The organism is Mucilaginibacter sp. A5337, assembly GCF_059690695.1.
The window spans coordinates 742,016-760,084 of sequence record NZ_JCAWEC010000004.1; the positions used below are offsets into that span (position 1 = coordinate 742,016).

General features: G+C 43.3%; 16 protein-coding genes. 10 read left to right on the forward strand and 6 right to left on the reverse strand.

Features of this window, described 5'->3' with window-relative positions; translation table 11 throughout:
* The first annotated feature begins 43 nt into the window (after window positions 1-43).
* The 3 genes from gcvP (at window position 44) to AC59JO_RS17060 (ending at window position 4,090) form a co-directional block, all read left to right on the forward strand.
* Window positions 44-2,935: an aminomethyl-transferring glycine dehydrogenase gene (gene gcvP, locus AC59JO_RS17050; protein WP_413669543.1), complete on the forward strand. Its 2,892-nt coding sequence runs from the start codon at window positions 44-46 to the stop codon at window positions 2,933-2,935.
* A gap of 192 nt (window positions 2,936-3,127) precedes the next feature.
* A complete protein-coding gene (locus AC59JO_RS17055) occupies window positions 3,128-3,469 on the forward strand; it encodes an antibiotic biosynthesis monooxygenase family protein (protein WP_413669542.1) in 342 nt (113 codons plus the stop codon).
* Between the two features lie 201 nt (window positions 3,470-3,670).
* Window positions 3,671-4,090 (forward strand): response regulator, encoded by a 420-nt coding sequence (locus tag AC59JO_RS17060; RefSeq protein ID WP_091220449.1) that lies wholly within the window; start codon window positions 3,671-3,673, stop codon window positions 4,088-4,090.
* Here the strand turns inward: AC59JO_RS17060 and AC59JO_RS17065 are convergent.
* The gene (locus AC59JO_RS17065; RefSeq protein ID WP_497306689.1) at window positions 4,087-4,860 is read right to left on the reverse strand and encodes an MBL fold metallo-hydrolase; all 774 of its coding nucleotides are present in this window, start codon (window positions 4,858-4,860) and stop codon (window positions 4,087-4,089) included. The genes AC59JO_RS17060 and AC59JO_RS17065 overlap by 4 nt on opposite strands.
* 83 nt (window positions 4,861-4,943) lie before the next feature.
* Here AC59JO_RS17065 and recJ point away from each other — a divergent pair, with 83 nt between their 5' ends.
* The 3 genes from recJ (at window position 4,944) to AC59JO_RS17080 (ending at window position 9,069) form a co-directional block, all read left to right on the forward strand.
* Window positions 4,944-6,647 (forward strand): single-stranded-DNA-specific exonuclease RecJ, encoded by a 1,704-nt coding sequence (recJ, locus tag AC59JO_RS17070; protein WP_413669540.1) that lies wholly within the window; start codon window positions 4,944-4,946, stop codon window positions 6,645-6,647.
* 153 nt (window positions 6,648-6,800) lie between these two features.
* The gene (gene lptB, locus AC59JO_RS17075; RefSeq protein ID WP_413669539.1) at window positions 6,801-7,541 is read left to right on the forward strand and encodes an LPS export ABC transporter ATP-binding protein; all 741 of its coding nucleotides are present in this window, start codon (window positions 6,801-6,803) and stop codon (window positions 7,539-7,541) included.
* A 7-nt stretch (window positions 7,542-7,548) separates the two neighbouring features.
* Window positions 7,549-9,069, forward strand: coding sequence for a GH3 auxin-responsive promoter family protein (locus tag AC59JO_RS17080; RefSeq protein WP_497306692.1), 1,521 nt, complete (start codon window positions 7,549-7,551; stop codon window positions 9,067-9,069).
* Between the two features lie 206 nt (window positions 9,070-9,275).
* Here AC59JO_RS17080 and folP read toward each other — a convergent pair whose 3' ends face one another.
* A complete protein-coding gene (gene folP / locus AC59JO_RS17085; protein WP_497306740.1) occupies window positions 9,276-10,127 on the reverse strand; it encodes a dihydropteroate synthase in 852 nt (283 codons plus the stop codon).
* A 168-nt stretch (window positions 10,128-10,295) separates the two neighbouring features.
* On the opposite strand from folP, the gene AC59JO_RS17090 reads away from it, so the two are divergent.
* The 4 genes from AC59JO_RS17090 (at window position 10,296) to AC59JO_RS17105 (ending at window position 13,590) form a co-directional block, all read left to right on the forward strand.
* On the forward strand, window positions 10,296-10,787 hold the full coding sequence (locus AC59JO_RS17090; protein WP_413669537.1) for a DUF1599 domain-containing protein: 492 nt from the start codon (window positions 10,296-10,298) through the stop codon (window positions 10,785-10,787).
* A 66-nt stretch (window positions 10,788-10,853) separates the two neighbouring features.
* Complete coding sequence (locus AC59JO_RS17095) at window positions 10,854-12,020, forward strand: BT_3928 family protein (protein ID WP_497306694.1); 1,167 nt, start codon at window positions 10,854-10,856, stop codon at window positions 12,018-12,020.
* A gap of 1 nt (window position 12,021) precedes the next feature.
* Window positions 12,022-13,080: an ABC transporter permease gene (locus AC59JO_RS17100; RefSeq protein ID WP_413669535.1), complete on the forward strand. Its 1,059-nt coding sequence runs from the start codon at window positions 12,022-12,024 to the stop codon at window positions 13,078-13,080.
* A 9-nt stretch (window positions 13,081-13,089) separates the two neighbouring features.
* Window positions 13,090-13,590: a shikimate kinase gene (locus tag AC59JO_RS17105; RefSeq protein WP_497306696.1), complete on the forward strand. Its 501-nt coding sequence runs from the start codon at window positions 13,090-13,092 to the stop codon at window positions 13,588-13,590.
* 124 nt (window positions 13,591-13,714) lie between these two features.
* Here AC59JO_RS17105 and AC59JO_RS17110 read toward each other — a convergent pair whose 3' ends face one another.
* The 4 genes from AC59JO_RS17110 to creD all read right to left on the reverse strand — a co-directional run bounded on the left by AC59JO_RS17110 (window position 13,715) and on the right by creD (window position 18,001).
* Entirely contained in the window at window positions 13,715-14,227 is a 513-nt protein-coding gene (locus AC59JO_RS17110; RefSeq protein ID WP_413669533.1) for a phosphoribosyltransferase family protein, read from the reverse strand.
* A gap of 108 nt (window positions 14,228-14,335) precedes the next feature.
* On the reverse strand, window positions 14,336-14,731 hold the full coding sequence (locus AC59JO_RS17115) for a hypothetical protein (RefSeq protein ID WP_413669532.1): 396 nt from the start codon (window positions 14,729-14,731) through the stop codon (window positions 14,336-14,338).
* 192 nt (window positions 14,732-14,923) lie between these two features.
* The gene (gene rlmD, locus AC59JO_RS17120; protein ID WP_497306699.1) at window positions 14,924-16,330 is read right to left on the reverse strand and encodes a 23S rRNA (uracil(1939)-C(5))-methyltransferase RlmD; all 1,407 of its coding nucleotides are present in this window, start codon (window positions 16,328-16,330) and stop codon (window positions 14,924-14,926) included.
* 336 nt (window positions 16,331-16,666) lie between these two features.
* Window positions 16,667-18,001, reverse strand: a complete 1,335-nt coding sequence (creD, locus tag AC59JO_RS17125; RefSeq protein WP_413669530.1) for a cell envelope integrity protein CreD — start codon at window positions 17,999-18,001, stop codon at window positions 16,667-16,669.
* Window positions 18,002-18,069 lie beyond the last annotated feature (68 nt).

Below are 18,069 nucleotides of genomic sequence, written 5' to 3' on the forward strand. Positions count from 1 at the left end.
AAAATCGTACCTTTGCGGTAAATTTAAGAGGGACGATTAATTCATGAAGTTGAATACAACCTATCAGGAGCAGTTTCAGTCGAGGCACATTGCTCCAAGTGCGGCCGACACGGCCAAAATGTTAAAAACCATCGGTGTAAGTACGCTTGATGAATTAATAGGGCAAACAATACCGCAAAAGATCAGGCTTACCAAACCGCTTAACCTGCCCGCAGCAAAAAGCGAGTTCGATTACCTGAACACCCTAAAGCAAACTGCTTCAAAAAACAAAGTTTTCAAGTCGTTCATTGGTAAAGGTTACTATGATGTAATTGTACCGGGTGTTATTCAGCGTAACATTCTTGAAAATCCGGGATGGTATACGCAGTATACTCCGTACCAGGCCGAAATTGCACAGGGCCGTTTGCAGGCTTTGTTAAATTTCCAAACCATGGTTATTGACCTTACAGGCATGGAAATTGCGAATGCTTCATTGCTTGACGAAGGTACAGCTGCTGCCGAAGCTATGTTTATGCAATACACCTTGCGTAAAAATAACAATGCCAACGTATTCTTCGTTTCGGAAGAAGTGTTTCCCCAAACTATTGATATCTTAAAAACCCGCTCAGAGCCTTATGGCATTGAGCTAAGAATAGGCGATCACCGTACCGTTGAATTAACCGACGATATGTTCGGCGCCATTGTACAATACCCTGCCGGTGACGGCGCGGTTTATAACTATGCCGACTTTGCAGCTAAAGGTCACGAAAAAGGTATTAAACTTACCGTTGTTGCCGATATCATGAGCCTTGCCCTGTTAACGCCTCCGGGCGAATGGGGGGCCGACATTGTTGTTGGCTCGTCACAGCGTTTCGGCGTACCAATGGGCTTTGGTGGCCCGCATGCTGCATTCTTTGCAACTAAAGAAGAATATAAACGTTCTATCCCTGGCCGTATCATTGGTGTTACTATCGACAGCGCTAATAACTATGCGCTGCGTATGGCGCTTCAAACCCGCGAGCAGCACATCCGCCGCGATAAAGCAACTTCAAATATTTGTACCGCGCAGGCACTATTGGCTATCATGGCTGGTATGTACGCCGTATATCATGGTCCGGATGGTATTAAGTTAATTGCCGAAAGGATTCACGGATTAGCTGTATTATTAGCTAAAACTTTAGGGCAGCTGGGTTACGAACAGCTTAACGAATCATATTTCGATACCGTTAAATTTGATGTAGCCCATTTGGCAGGCCCAATTCACTCAGAGGCTTTAAACAACGAAATGAACCTGAACTATGAAGGTTCAATAGTTACTATCTCTGTCGATGAAACAACTTCGGTTGAAGATATCAAAACAATCGTAAGGTTCTTTGCCAAAGTAAAAGGCAAAACCCTTAATGATGTTGATTTTGACGGCATTAATGCCGGTCTTGAAACTGCTATCCCTACAGAGCTTCAGCGTACTTCGGCTTACTTAACACATAGCTTGTTCAATACCCACCGGTCTGAACATGAGATGCTGCGTTATATCAAATCATTAGAGGCAAAAGACCTTTCTTTATGTCATTCAATGATAGCTTTAGGTTCATGTACCATGAAGCTGAACGCTACTACCGAAATGGTGCCTGTTACCTGGGCCGAGTTCAGCAAAATTCACCCATTTGCCCCAACCGACCAGGTTGGCGGTTATATGCAGTTGTTTGATGAGATCAATAACTGGTTAAGCGAAATTACCGGTTTTGCAGCCATGAGCCTGCAGCCAAACGCCGGTGCACAGGGCGAATATGCCGGTTTAATGGTTATCCGCGCTTATCATTTGGATAGGGGTGACGCTCATCGTAATATTGCTTTGATCCCTTCATCTGCGCACGGTACCAACCCTGCGTCAGCAGCAATGGCCGGCATGAAGATAGTAGTGGTTAAATGTGATGACAATGGTAACATCGACGTTGCCGATATGCGCGCTAAAGCCGAGCAATACAAAAATGAGCTTTCATGTTTGATGGTTACTTACCCGTCAACACATGGCGTGTTTGAAGAAAGCATTATCGAAATCTGCGAAATTATCCATGAAAACGGCGGCCAGGTTTATATGGACGGCGCAAACATGAACGCACAGGTAGGTTTAACAAGTCCGGCTAATATCGGTGCCGACGTTTGTCACCTTAACCTGCATAAAACATTCTGTATCCCTCACGGTGGTGGTGGTCCGGGTATGGGCCCAATTGGTGTTGCAAAACACCTGGTACCTTATCTGCCTGGCCATGCTGTGGTTGATATCGACAGGGGCAAATCAATTCATGCTGTTTCGGCAGCGCCGTGGGGCTCGGCTTCTATCCTGATCATTTCACATGCTTACATAGCTATGATGGGTGCCGAAGGTTTAACTAATGCAACCCGTTATGCTATCCTGAATGCCAATTACATCAAAACAAGATTAAAGGAACATTATCCGGTGTTATACACAGGTGCTAACGGTCGTTGTGCACACGAAATGATATTGGATTGCCGCTCATTTAAATCGGCAGGCATTGAGGTAACTGATATCGCCAAGCGTTTAATGGACTACGGGTTCCATGCGCCAACTGTGTCGTTCCCGGTTGCGGGTACTGTAATGGTTGAGCCAACCGAATCGGAGCCTAAGCATGAGCTCGACCGTTTCTGCGATGCCATGATCTCTATCCGCCATGAAATTGCTGATGTAGTTGATGGTTTATCCGATAAAACAAACAATCCGTTAAAAAATGCGCCTCATACAGTAGCTGTAATTACCGGCAACGAATGGGAGCATCCTTATACCCGTCAAAAAGCGGCATTCCCGCTGCCTTATGTAGCTGCCAATAAATTCTGGCCTTCAGTAGGCAGGGTGAATGACACTTACGGCGACAGAACGCTGATTTGCTCATGCCCTCCGTTAGAAGAGTATGAGTTTGAAGAAAGTGTGATAGAATAAGTTTTAAAATGTGCAGATTATAGATGTGCAAATGTGCAGGTGATGATAATTGCCTGCACATTTTTTTTCTTCGCAGTCTGAAAACTGTTACGCGACCTCTTTTGTTTATTTTTATATCTGAAATCTGGTACGTTAATAATTTGCATATTTCGTCTCGTTAATCTATTGTCTCACCTTTAATAATTTGCACATTTGGAATCTGCACATCTAAAATCAGAGGAGCTTATCGCCCCAACTCCTCAACCTCCTTATTATGCGGTGATATTTACCTCTGTACGCACCCCGGGAGATGATGGCTATGGTGATATGGCTGTAGAAATGGAGGCGCTTGCAAAGGAGCAGGAAGGCTTTTTGGGTGTTGAGTCGGCCCGTAACAATGTCGGAATAACGGTGTCTTATTGGCAATCGGAAGAAGCGATCAGGAATTGGAAAGCTAATGCCCGCCACCTGTTTGCCCAGCAACGGGGCCGCGATAAATGGTACCAGGCCTATAAAGTACGTATTTGCAGGGTTGAGCGTGATTATACTTTTTAAAATATAATATTCAACGGTTAGTTTTTACATGGAGTTTCCTGTATGCTGATCTTTATTTAATTTCCTGATTAAAATAAATATCCTCTGTTATGGTTATTTAATTAAGTGTCGCGGGGATATTATTTATAGATTTACAACTAAAGGGAATATAACTTTTTAAATCAAGGCCTCGTATAAAGATACAGCGCTTAAATTATAGATATGAATATTAACAATAAAGCCATTAGTGTATTACTGGTTGATGACGACGAGATAAATAACTTCATCTCCATAAAACTGATAAAGAAAGCTTTACTTAATACTGAAATTATGGCCTGCCTGAACGGAAAGTATGCTATTGAGCAACTTTCTGATATTCAGCGTAAAGATCCTAATAAACTGCCCGATTATATTTTACTTGATATTAATATGCCTATTATGAATGGCTGGGAATTTTTGGATGAGTATAAGCGCCTCAACCTCGACCCACTGGGCAAAAGCAAGATCTACATTATTTCATCATCGGTTTTCAGCAACGATATTAACAAGGCACGTTCATATCCGCTGGTGAAAGATTTTATTTCAAAGCCCCTTAATGTTGAAAAAATAAAAGAATTATTTGAGGTTCCTACCGAACATTAATAAACCGGTTTAACTTTAAAATGATCGCCTTCTGTTTCTACCGTTCCAATGGCAAATGACTTGGAATGGTAAAACAGGCATTTCCAGCCTTCGGCAGCGGCCTTTTTACCATACTCTTCGCGCAGCATCATAGCTTTACGGCCATCCATATCGTATTTGGCTATGAATTTTCTTAGTAACTGTTCCGGTTCAGGAAGCTCATCGCCGCCAAAGAATACCTTTTCGCCTTCCATATCAAACCAAAATACCTGGTGTGCAGGGCAGTGACCGCCCGAGTGCTCATACCTGATACCCGGTTTAAACTCACCATTACCTTCAATAAAAGTGATTTTAGCGCTGGCCTGTAAAGCTTCAAATATTTCAACATGATATGATGAGCCCTTGCCACTTATGCCAAATTCCCATTCCTGTTTATTGATTACATGCTCGGCCTGCGGAAAGCTGGGCACTAATTTGCCGTTACGCTCAACTACCAAACCGCCCGAATGGTCATAATGCAGGTGCGACATCATTACCAGCGTAACATCATCCGGATCGAAGCCTGCGTTGCGAATGTTCTGGTGCAACATCAGTTCATCGCGGGTATCTTTAAAGCCAAGACCGGTATCTAATACTATCAAATCGGTTTTTGTTTTGATGAGGAAGGGGTTAACGTGGATGAACAACGAAGCCGGACGATCTTTGGGGTTATCAGTTTCCGGGTTGAACGGGATAAATTTCTTGGTTGCATCAACCGAATAAGAGCCTTCACCTAAAGCAAAAAATTCCATAGTAAACGTAGTATCAGATTTTGAATGTAACTTTGGCTCTTTAACAGAGCATAAGTATATTTACTGTTTCAAGCTGCAAAGATATGAATAAACGTTGGGCGCTAAAGGATAATACAAACCATGATGATGTAATAAAATTAGCCGCCGAACTTAATATCGATACCGTTTTAAGCACTATGCTTGTGCAGCGCGGTATCACCACCTTTGAAGATGCCCGCTATTTTTTTAGGCCCGATTACCGGCACCTGCATGATCCGTTCCTGATGAAGGATATGGAAAAAGCTATCCTTCGTATTGAGCAGGCCATGGTGGCTGGCGAAAAGATCATGATTTATGGTGATTATGATGTGGATGGCACTACTGCTGTTGCGTTAACTTACAGTTTCTTCAAGAAGCTTTATGATAATATAGATTATTATATCCCGGATCGTTACAAGGAAGGTTATGGCATTTCAACCCAGGGAATTGATTATGCTGCCGAGCATGGTATTACCCTGATCATAGCGCTTGACTGTGGTATTAAATCAATTGATAAAATTGACTATGCCAATGAAAGAAATATCGATTTTATTATTTGTGACCACCATTTACCGGGGGCATCTATTCCGAATGCGGTAGCGGTGCTTGACCCTAAACGCGAAGATTGCGAATATCCCTATAAAGAATTGTCCGGCTGCGGTATTGGTTTCAAGCTGATCCAGGCCTACGCCGAAAAGAATAATATCCCGGTTGAAGAAGTAAATTGTTATCTCGACCTGGTGGTGATCAGCATCTCTTGCGATATCGTTCATATCACCGGCGAAAACAGGGTACTGGCACATTTCGGTTTGCAAAAAATCAATACTGATCCGTGTATCGGTGTTAAGGCATTAATGGAAATAGCCGGCCGTACCGGAACGTATACCATATCGGATTTAGTGTTTTCGCTTGGTCCGCGCATTAATGCAGCCGGCAGGATAGATGATGCCAAACACGCTGTTGAACTGCTGATAGCTACAGATAAGGATGTTGCCAAAGAAAAAAGCGCGATGATCAACGTGCGAAATACCGAACGAAAAGGGCATGATCTTAACATTACCGATGAAGCACTTGGCATGATAGAAAGTGACGAAGTATTGATTGCCCGTAAATCGACCGTGGTGTTTAATGAAGACTGGCACAAGGGTGTTATCGGTATCGTGGCTTCGCGCCTTACTGAAAAATATTACCGTCCAACCATCGTGCTTACCCGCTCGAACGGGCATGTTGCCGGTTCGGCACGTTCTGTTTTGGGATACGACTTGTACGAAGCGCTTTGCGGTTGTAAAGACTTGTTGATCCAGTTTGGAGGGCACAAGTACGCTGCCGGTTTGACTATGGAACCCGAAAACCTCGAGGCATTTATTGAAAGGTTTGAGGAAGTGGTAAGCTCAACTATAAAACCCGAACAATTGATACAGCAAATACAAATTGACGCCGAATTACGTTTAAGCCAGATAGAACCAAAATTTTTCAGGATCTTGAATCAGTTTGCACCTTTCGGCCCCGAAAATATGGCGCCTGTTTTCATAAGTAAAAATGTGTATGTTAGTGGTAACGCCGGCCTGGTTGGCGGCTCGCATATAAAAATGAGCGTAATGCAAGAGGGATCGGCAGCGTTTGATTGCATAGCCTTTAATCACGGGCAATACCTGGAGCAATTGCGGCCCGGTGTTCCGTTTGAAATGTGCTATTCAATAGAGGAAAACGTTTGGCGCGAAAGAAGAACGATTCAGTTAAATGTGAAGGGGATACGATTTAGTGATTAGAGGTTAGTGATTGGAGATTAGTCTGGTTCATAGTTGATAGATCATGGTTCATAGCCGGCAGGTCCTAATCAACGAAATCATCGAAATCAAAAAAATCAACGGTTAAATATCAGGGTAATCCATGAATCCCATAAATCATGGTTCAGACAAATAATGATACTAAGAGCAGATAATTTAGTTAAAAAATACAAGCAGCGTACCGTCGTTAACGATGTATCGTTTGATGTGGCGCAGGGCGAGATTGTTGGTTTGCTTGGTCCTAATGGTGCCGGTAAAACAACCTCATTTTATATGATTGTAGGTTTGATAAAACCTAACGAAGGTACTATACACCTGGATAATGAAAATATTACGCAGGACCCGATGTACCGTCGCGCACAAAAAGGCATAGGTTACCTGGCACAGGAAGCATCGGTGTTCAGGAAGCTTTCGGTTGAGGATAATATCAAGGCAGTGCTTGAAATGGGCGATATGTCTAAAGAAAAGCAAAGAGATAAGCTGGAAGAGTTGATTGATGAATTCAGCTTACATAAGGTACGCAAAAACCGGGGCGACCTGCTATCGGGTGGTGAACGGCGTCGTACAGAAATTGCCCGTGCTTTGGCTGCAGAACCTAACTTTATCCTGCTTGATGAGCCCTTTGCAGGTGTTGACCCTATTGCGGTTGAAGAAATTCAGGCTATGGTGGTTAAATTGCGTACCCGCAACATCGGCATCCTGATTACCGACCACAATGTGCAGGAAACATTGTCAATTACTGACCGTGCCTACCTGCTTTTTGAAGGTAAAATATTAGAATCGGGCTTCCCCGAGGTATTGGCTGAGAATGAAATGGTGAGGAAAGTGTATCTTGGGTCGAACTTTGTGCTTAAACGAAAGGTTTTTCCTCAATAACAACCCTATGACCCTCTTTAACTCCGTATTTACCTGGTTCATGAAAAAGCGTATCCACCAGATAGAGCTTTTTATGAAATACCCGAATGAAGTGCAGGAAGAATGGTTTGAACAACTGGTTTCAGTTGCCGAGAATACAGAGTGGGGCAAAAAACATCATTATAAAAGTATCGAGAACCTGGGCCAGTTTAAGGAGCGGGTCCCTATACAAAACTACGATACCTTAAAGCCCTTTATTGAGCGGATGCTCAAGGGCGAAAAAAATGTGCTGTGGCCTTCGGAGATCCGCTGGTTTGCCAAATCATCGGGCACCACCAGCGACAGGAGCAAGTTTATCCCGGTAAGCGAGGAAGCGCTTGAAGAATGCCACTTTAAAGGCGGCAAAGATTTGCTTACCATTTATTTTAATAACCAGCCTAACCCTCGTATGTTTACGGGGAAGATACTTACGCTTGGCGGCAGCCACCAGATCAGTCAGCTAAGTCAGGATACTTCATTCGGTGATCTTTCGGCGGTGATCATGAAAAATCTGCCTTACTGGGCCGAGTTTCATCGCACACCACATTTGGATATCGCTTTACTCGAAAATTTTGAGGAAAAGATCGAAAAGATAGCCCACGCTACCAAGGATGTGAACGTTACCAGTATCAGTGGCGTACCCACCTGGAACCTGGTATTGTTTAAACGCATCCTGGAGATAACCGGCAAAAAGAACTTATTGGAAGTTTGGCCTAACCTGGAAATGTACTTTCATGGCGCGGTAAACTTTACACCTTACCGCGAGCAGTTTAAAAAACTGATTCCGAACGAGGATATGTATTACCTCGAAAACTATAATGCATCCGAAGGCTTTTTTGGTATACAGGATACCAAAGAGCCCGGCGATATGCTGCTGATGCTGGACTACGGTATTTTTTATGAGTTTTTACCACTTGAAAACCTGCATGACGAAAATCCTGCAACGCTAACGCTTGATGAGGTTGAGTTGAATAAAAACTACGCGCTTATCATTTCAACCAACGCGGGCTTATGGCGCTACATGATAGGGGATACCATTAAGTTTTCATCGCTTTCGCCATTCAGGATCCAGATCACCGGCAGGACAAAACATTTTATTAATGCCTTTGGCGAGGAGGTGATCATTGATAATGCCGAGCGTGCACTGGAAGAGGCATGTACGCAAACGGGTGCTGTGATCAGGGAATATACTGCTGCGCCCGTCTATTTTAACGGCGATGACTGCGGTGCTCATGAATGGATAATTGAGTTTGAAAAGAGACCAGCCGAGTTTGAACGTTTTGTTGACCTGCTGGATGAAACCCTGCGCCGTATCAATTCAGACTATGACGCCAAACGTTTCAAAGACCTTGCCCTGCGCCGCCCGATAGTTCGTCGCGCACCTGATGGCACCTTCTTTAACTGGATGCGGGAAAAGGGTAAGTTAGGTGGTCAGCATAAAGTACCTCGTTTGGCAAATGACCGGGAGTATGTTGATGGTATTTTGAAGATGATGGAACTGGTGGGGTAGGGAATAGAATCAGGACTACAAGAATTAAGAAGCAAGAAAGATACGAAGCAATGTCATTTCGATAGAGCGAGCGGGGAATGAGCGCAGGGGCGAAAGAGAAATCTTATACGCCCGGCAAAACGAATTTGTACAGGCCGGTTTACAGGGCGTATAAGATTTCTCCTCGTTCCTCGTCGAAATGACAAGGTTTTTTGTTTACTCGAAACTTATTTACAAGCCTCCCAAATCTGCACAGCCTCCACAGCCTCTTTCACATCATGCACCCTTAAAATATTCGCCCCTTTCATCAGCGCAATGGTATTCAAAACAGTAGTACCATTCAAAGCTTCGGCAGCAGTATTGCCCAACAAACCATAGATCATCCTTTTACGGGAGATGCCGGCAAGTACAGGCAAACCCAGCAGATCAAACTCATCCATGCGGCTCATCAGCTCATAGCTGTGTTCAGCTTTTTTTGCAAATCCAAAGCCTGGGTCAAGGATCACATCATGAACGCCAAGGTGTTTGAGCTCGCTGTACTTAGCTACAAAATAATCAAACACTTCGCCAAATACATCATCGTATTCGGCCAGTTGGTTCATGGTTTGCGGGGTGCCTTTCATGTGCATCAGGATATAAGGCACATTTAAGCGGGCAGCCGTACTAAACATATCAGCATCAAGTGTACCGCCCGAAATATCGTTGATGATATGTGCGCCGCCTTTAATAGCAGCTTCGGCAACACCGGCGCGAAAAGTATCTATCGACATAATAGCTTCCGGGAATTGCGCGGCAATGGCTTCAACAGCAGGCAATAGCCTGTCTGTTTCTTCCTGTTCCGAAATATCAACTGCTCCGGGACGCGACGAATATGCGCCGATATCCAGAAATGTTGCACCATCGGTCAGCATTTTTTGTGCCTGAAGCAGGGCTTCCTCAACGCCGGGTTTACGGCTATCTGCAAAAAATGAATCGGGGGTAATATTGATGATGCCCATCAGCCTGGGCGATGAAAGATCTAACAATCGGCCACCTGCATTGATAGTAACTTTTTTACGGAAAAATGTATCTTTTACCACGGTTAGTTGGGTGTTGTAAAGTTTGAATGTGGTAAAGTTAATTAACTTTGTAAGCACGGGCTTCACAACCCAGCAACATTTAAACTTTACAACATTCAAACACATCATCTTTTGACTAATACAGCAGCAGAATACGAAGGCGTAATTAACATATGTAAAGGCCTTTTCATGAAAAAGACCCGCGATTATGGTACCGCATGGCGCATCCTTCGTCCGCAATCTATCACCGATCAGATTTTTATTAAAGCTCAACGTATCCGCACCCTCGAAGAAAAAAAAATATCAAAAGTAGGGGATGATATTACCGGCGAATACATCGGCATTGTTAACTATTGTGTGATAGCCATGATGCAGCTGGAATGCGGCCCGGAGATGTCGACCGAACTTAATCCTGACCATGTAAGCGAAATGTTTGATGAAAAGGTGAACGAGACCAAAGAGCTGATGTTTGCTAAAAATCATGACTACGGCGAAGCCTGGCGGGATATGAGGATCAGTTCATTGACCGATCTGATATTGATGAAACTACTTCGCGTAAAACAGATAGAAGATAATCAGGGCCTTACCGAAGCATCAGAAGGCGTGAAAGCCAATTACCAGGACATGCTGAACTATGCCGTGTTTGCGCTGATTAAGCTCAATGTTCATCATAGTAAATAAAACGCTTTATTAATTATAAAATTTAAGTCCATCTGCCGGTTGGCGGAGGAGATTTAGAGGGGGCTTATGAAAAATACATCATCGAATAGTGCCGTTATATGGATTCCCCGCTTATTGGTGGGCTTACTGTTTATATTTTCGGGAGCGATCAAAGCCAATGACCCGCTTGGTTTTTCGTACAAGCTGGTTGAGTATTTTGAGGTATTTCATATCACATTCCTAAACGGCCTGGCGCTTACCATGGCTATAGTGCTGTGCGCACTTGAAATGTTGTTAGGCTTTGCATTGCTTATTGGTGTAAGGGCTGTCAAAGTTGCCTGGGGATTATTATTGCTGATCATCTTTTTTGGCTTCTTAACCTTTTATTCGGCTTTTTTTAAAGTGGTGCAAACCTGTGGTTGCTTTGGCGATGCTATTCCGCTAACACCATGGCAGTCGTTCATTAAGGATATGGTATTGCTGGCTTTGGTGCTGATCTTGTTTGTTAAGCGTAAGCAGATCACTCCTTTGTTCAACGCAAAGGTTGGCGATAAATGGTTGATCTGTGCTGCCCTTGTTTCGGTAGGCTTTGGCGTATACACCTATAACTTTTCGCCGATTATTGATTTTCTGCCGTACAAAATAGGCGCTAACCTGCCCGATGAAATGAAGATTCCGCCGGGTGCACCGCTCGATGAGTTTGAGTTGACCTATCACCTTAAAAATAAAAAGACTGGTGCTACCAAGGTAATGAACGATAAGGAATACCTTAAATCCAATATCTGGAAAGATACCAACTGGGAAGTTGTTGGCGACCCGGAAAACCGTTTGGTTAAAAAAGGATACGAGCCTAAGATCCGCGACCTTGCTATCCAGGATGCGCAACGGAACGATTATACCAAAGAGTTGTTATCAAGCCCTTTTTATAGCCTGTTCATTGTTGCCTATGATTTGAGCGAAACGGATAAAGATGCCATCAATCGCCTAAACGCGCTGGCCATTAATCTTACTGATAATTATAACATCCGTACCATATTGCTTACTTCAAATTCGGCAGCCGATGCAACAGCCTTTGCAAAAGAGCATAAATTGATCAGTGAGATCTTTTATGCTGATGGTGTTCCGCTGAAATCAATGGTGCGTTCTAACCCGGGAGTTTTGCTGATGAAGAATGGTACGGTGATTAACAAATGGCATTATCATTCGGTGCCCAAGTATGAGGATATCGTAAAACAATATTTGCAGAAACAATAAAATGATTCCCTACCTGCTCCGTAAATTAGTATATGGACTGGCAGTAATGCTGGGGGTAGTGGTTGTTGTTTTTTTTCTGTTCAATATCCTGCCTGTCGACCCGGCCCGTATGACCCAGGGGCAGCGTGCTGATGTGCAATCATTACAGGCAGTACGTAAAGAGTTCGGGCTGGATAAACCAGTACCTATGCAGTTTGCCTATTATTTGAATGATCTTTCGCCTGTAGGTATTCATCTTAATACGGTTGACGAGCAACAGCGATACGGCTATGTAAAACTGTTCCCGGTGAGCAAAAGTAAGGTGTTGGCGCTGAAATGGCCTTATCTGAGGCGTTCATACCAAACCCGCAAGGATGTGGCTTCATTGCTCATGGAGGTGATCCCTAATACATTAGTGCTTGCCGCGGCAGCTATGATCTTTGCTATCATTATCGGTGTGTTTTTGGGCGTGGCGAGTGCGGTGAATAAAGATACCTGGATTGATAAGCTGGCGCTGAGTTTTTCAACGCTCGGTATTTCGGCCCCGTCTTTTTTTGCGGGGATCATCATTGCCTGGGTTTTTGGTTTTGTGCTCAGTAATTACACGCATCTTAATATGTCGGGCAGTTTGTATAGTTATGATCCTTTTAAAGGCGAAGTGATTACACTGAAAAACCTTGTATTGCCGGTTATTACTTTGGGCTTGCGGCCGCTGGCAATTATTGTGCAGCTTACCCGTAATGCTATGCTGGATGTTTTGGGGCAGGACTATATCCGTACAGCCAAAGCAAAAGGTTTGAGCAATCGGACAATCATTTATCGCCATGCGTTAAAGAATGCCATGAACCCGGTTATTACTGCTATAGCCAACTGGTTTGCATCGCTGCTGGCAGGTTCATTTTTTGTGGAATACATTTTTGGTTACAACGGATTAGGCAAAGCTACTGTAGATGCGCTGGAAATGTCGGATTTTCCGGTGGTGATGGGCTCTATATTGTTTATCGCGTTTATATTTGTGGTGATCAGTATCCTGGTGGATGTTATCTATGTTTGGATTGATCCGCGGGTAAAATTAAGCTGAAGAAATTTTATGAAATACTTTATTGTGGGCTTTATGGGCTGTGGCAAAACAACCTGGAGCCGCAAACTGGCCGCCAAATGGGGCTACGAATTTATTGATCTCGATCATGTGCTCGAAGCCAAAGCGGGTATGAGCATAGCCGAATATTTTTCATCTTTTGGCGAAGATGCCTTCCGCAAGCTGGAATCGCAGGTGCTGAAGGAAACTGAATATCATGAAAATACCGTGGTATCAACAGGCGGAGGACTGCCCTGCTTTTTTGATCATATGGATTGGATGAACGCCAACGGCAAAACCTTGTATATAAAACTATCGCCCAAAACGCTAGCCGACAGGCTGGAGAATAGCAAAACCATACGCCCGGTGTTGCAAGGCAAAAAGGGCGATGAACTGGTTGAATTTATAACAGGCAAGCTGGCCGAGCGTGAAGGATTTTACCTGCAGGCAAGCAATATTGTTGAGGGGATAGATATGTCGGTTGAGAAATTGGAAGAGGCGTTGGGGGTATAAATAAATAATCTCCACTATGTCATTGCGAGCGCAACGTGGTAATCGCATGCTATACCGGGCGGATTTGCTTACGTGCGGTTGCCACGTTGCGCTCGCAATGACATGAGTTTTATATTTAGCTATTCTACCTCAAATAAACCGCATCCTCTTCGCCGTCTTCTTCATCAAGCACCACATCAACATGCTCTTTAATAACAGTTGAAAGGGCTACTCCTGCAAAATCAGTCGTTATCGGGAAGCTTTTATGGTTACGGTCAACCAACACCGCGGTGCGAAGCTTTTTCAACGGCACATCTAAAAATACCCCAAAGCCATAAGCAAGGGTTTTGCCGCTGTTCAGCACGTCATCAACCAGTACTACTACTTTGTTGCTGCATTCTTCAACTTCAAAATCAATGTTGGCACTCAGGCTGCTGCTTTGTTTTTCGAGTTCGATGGTAAGTATGCGGCTTTTAAATGGAGCAATACCGTCAAGAATGGTTTTCAGGCGCTCGGCAATGTGGTTACCGCGAGGCAGGATACCTGCTATTAATATTTCTTCCTCGTCAAAATTATCCTCCAGGATCTGGTAGGCCATCCTGTCGAGTTTTTGCTGGATCTGTTGCTTATTTAATATGAGAAGCTTTTTTTCAGGCATTTTTATCAGCGTTATTTGGTGCTCTTTTTAGAAGAGCATTTATGCGGAATAGTGATAAAACTACATTAGGTTTATTTCCCGCACGTCTCAAATTTATATAAATAAAACTTACTTAGCGTAAGGGAAAAACACAAAGTTTGCACCCTCCGGAACGACAACAAAAACGCACATATATTGATATGGGTCTTTATAGCTTTTTACAAAGCGTTCTTTTAACACTGGTTTTATAACGTCACGTTCTACAAATTCTTCCAATGTAGAAGCGTGAATGCTCCATTCCGAATTTAAATCATGGCGGTCAAGGATCAGTTCACCAAGACTTAATTCATGTTGATGTGCTATAAAAATAGGATAGGACGAAAGCCCTTCGTTCATGATCTCTTCGGCTACCTCTTTGATCGATTCATTAAAATATTTAAGGTCGCGCTCCAAACTTATCAGCGGACTATCAGCCGCCGGTTTATTACGTTCGTTTCCTTCGTTAAGCAGTTCTTCAGGGTTCATAACCGTTGATTTTTTTGATTACGATGATTTCGTTGATTTTTTTGTTTTGTGATTTCACCGATTCTTGGATGATTACACCGATTTTGACCGTTGATGTTTTTTGATTATGTTGATTTCGCTGATGAGGCTTCGGCTATGAACTATTAACCATGAACTATAAGCCAACTACAACTAACCTCTTATCTCCAACCCCTAACCTCTCAAAACAAGCAACACCACATTCTCCACGTGCTGGGTATGCGGAAACATATCCACCGGTTGAATCTTTACGGTGTCATATTTTTCTTTTAACACCAGCAAATCGCGGGCCTGGGTGGCGGCGTTGCAGCTTACATAAACAATTTTAGGTGCTTCAATTTCCATGAGGCGGGCTACTACATCCGGGTGCATACCTGCACGCGGCGGATCGGTGATGATCACGTCCGGTTTGCCGTGTTCGGCTACGAAACCGGCTACCAGCACATCTTTCATATCACCGGCGTAAAACTTGGTATTGGTAATGTTATTGATGGCTGAATTTACTTTGGCGTCTTCAATGGCAGTAGGTACGTATTCAACGCCAACTACTTCACGCACATGACCTGCGACAAAGTTAGCAATGGTACCTGCGCCTGTGTAGAGGTCGTACACCAGCTCATCGCCTTTAAATTCGGCAAAATCGCGGGTTATTTCATACAGGCGAAGTGCCTGTACCGAGTTGGTTTGGTAAAATGATTTTGGCCCTATACGGAACTTGATCCCGTTCATTTCTTCGTGGATGTATTCAGGACCTTTAAAGGCTATAACATCCTGGTCAAATATAGTATCGTTCTTTTTATGGTTTACAATGTACAGCAGCGAGGTGATCTTAGGGAAACGGGTATCAATATGGCTCATCAGCTTATCGATCTCGTCTTGCTCAGCATAAGAAAAAACTACAATTACCATGATCTCGCCGGTTGAAGAGGTACGCACAACCAAATTGCGGAGCATGCCGCTGTGATTACGCAGATCATAATAGGTATATCCCCGCTGAATGGTAAAATCTCGGATCTCGTTACGCAAACTGTTGGATGGTTCGGCTTGCAAATAGCAGTGATTTACGTCTAATATCTTATCAAAGCGGCCAGGAATGTGGAAACCCAGGGCATTCATATTCAGCGTGCCGTCTTCCTTGTTTTCGCCATCGTAAAGCCAGCGTTTATTGGAGAAAGTAAACTCAAGTTTATTGCGATAATATCTATCAGCAGGAGAGGGGACGATTGGCATAATGCCGTCAACGTTGATCTTAGCTAAACGACTTAAGGCATCAACAACCGATTTTTGTTTGAATTTAAGCTGGGCTTCGTAGGTCATGTGCTGCCATTTGCAGCCCCCGCAGGTACCGAAGTGTTCGCAAAAAGCAGTTGTACGGTATTCTGAAGCTTGTTTTAATTCGGTGATCTTACCCTCGCCGAAGTTTTTCTTACTCCGGTACACTTGTACATCGGCAATATCACCGGGTACGGCCTTGTCTACAAAAAGAACAAAATCATCTGCTTTGCCTACGCCTTTGCCTTCTTCGGCAATATCAATGATCTGTACGTTCTCAAAAAACTTTGGTTTGTTAGCTTTACTCATCAGGCTGCAAAGTTAACCCTATTTATTTAATCCTGAAAATGGGAAGGGAAAGGCAAAAAAAAGCCGGTCGCCTTTCAAAGGCGTTACGATGTTGAAGCAGGATTTCTAAGCAAATAAACTCAGCAGATAATTAACCATGTTATCGTCAACGGTAATATCTTCTATCTCAAATTGCTCATCAATCAGGTCTGAAAGTTCTGTTAGTTCGCGGCTCATAAAACAAAAAATTTACTATGCTAACATAGTAAATTTTAAACTAAAAACCAAATTGGTATAGGGTTTAATTTGTAATCAGCAAAGATCGCCGAAACCTTTGCTGATTAACGCCCGTAGTGATTAATTTTTATCCCAGTTTATTTTGCGCGAAAAATACATCAGTATAGCTATAATGATGAATAGCGCGATACTACCAACCATTAAAGCAAGATCTTCCAGTTGAATGATCACAAAGATGAACGCGTAAAACACCGCTAAAATAAAGGCAAACAATACTGCTGCCTTTCCGTTTTTTAGCAGGGACGATATGAATACAGATATGAGTGCTATTGTTGACGCAGATGCGATGAGGTAAGCAAAATTATATCCAACCTGTTCCGAAAACGATAGCAACAGTGTATAGTAAATAACCATAGCAGCACCAATGAGTATGTAATTAAACATATGTATCGGTTGCTTACGGATAACTTCGGTTAAAAATAGGGAGATGAAAGTGAGTAGTATGATAAATATGGCATACTTGCTGGTACGCATGGTTTTCTGGTACTGATCAACAGGGAGGCGAAGCTTCACACCAAAGGTAGCATCCTCAAGTTTCTTATCGTTATCCAACTTTTTTTCTGCGCCCGCCCACTGTTGCGGAAAAGGTCTGTTATAGTACATCATTCGCCAGCTGGCGCTAAAACCACCGGTATCAATTTTACGCTCATCGGGCAGGTGATTGCCATCAAAGCTGGGGCTGCTCCAGTTGCCATTAACCTGCACATCAGTGGTTTTGCCAAGCTGTAAAAAGCTTAGCCCCTCGCTACCTTTTAAATCAAGCGTGTAATCAAAAGGAACTTCATTATTGCTTATTGAGGAAAGGTCAACAGCGGCCTGTAAGCCATTACCAAATACAGAATCAAACGAAGGTTCGGCGCTGAGTGTTGGTTGTGTTGTTTTTATAATAGGGTTACTTTTTAAACCTTTCAGGTCGCTTACGCTAAATTCAAACCGGGCTTTGTTTAAAATAAGCTGGTTGATATTTATACCGAGAGATGAAAGATCGAGTTTGGCAAAGTTGCCGCTTACTTTTACCTGGGTATTATATACAGCTACATCAAAAATGCCACGATGCAGGATCTGTGTTGTAAGACCAGCCTTGATATGCAGGTTATCTGGTAGTATATACAGGTTTTCCGTAGCTTGTTGCCTCGCCGTATCAGTCATATTTATCCCTTTTTTATAAGGGATAACCAATACCGGGCCTTTGATGATCTGACTGCCCGACCAACTGTCTGATACTTCTTTAATAGTTTCGTTTTGCGTGTTGGCCCGCTCATTAATGAGGTCGCGGATAAACGCCGAAGGTATCAACAGCAGTAAGGTGAGTAAGCCGATGAAGATTAATTTAAACGTTGCCGACTCCCTGAGCCAGCCTAATGTTGTTTGTTTTGGTGTTTGTTCCTCTATCATGATTGTTTAGATATAAAGTACTTTGTATTTCAAAGTTGTTATTTAAAAAGAAAGGCCTGATTTAAGCC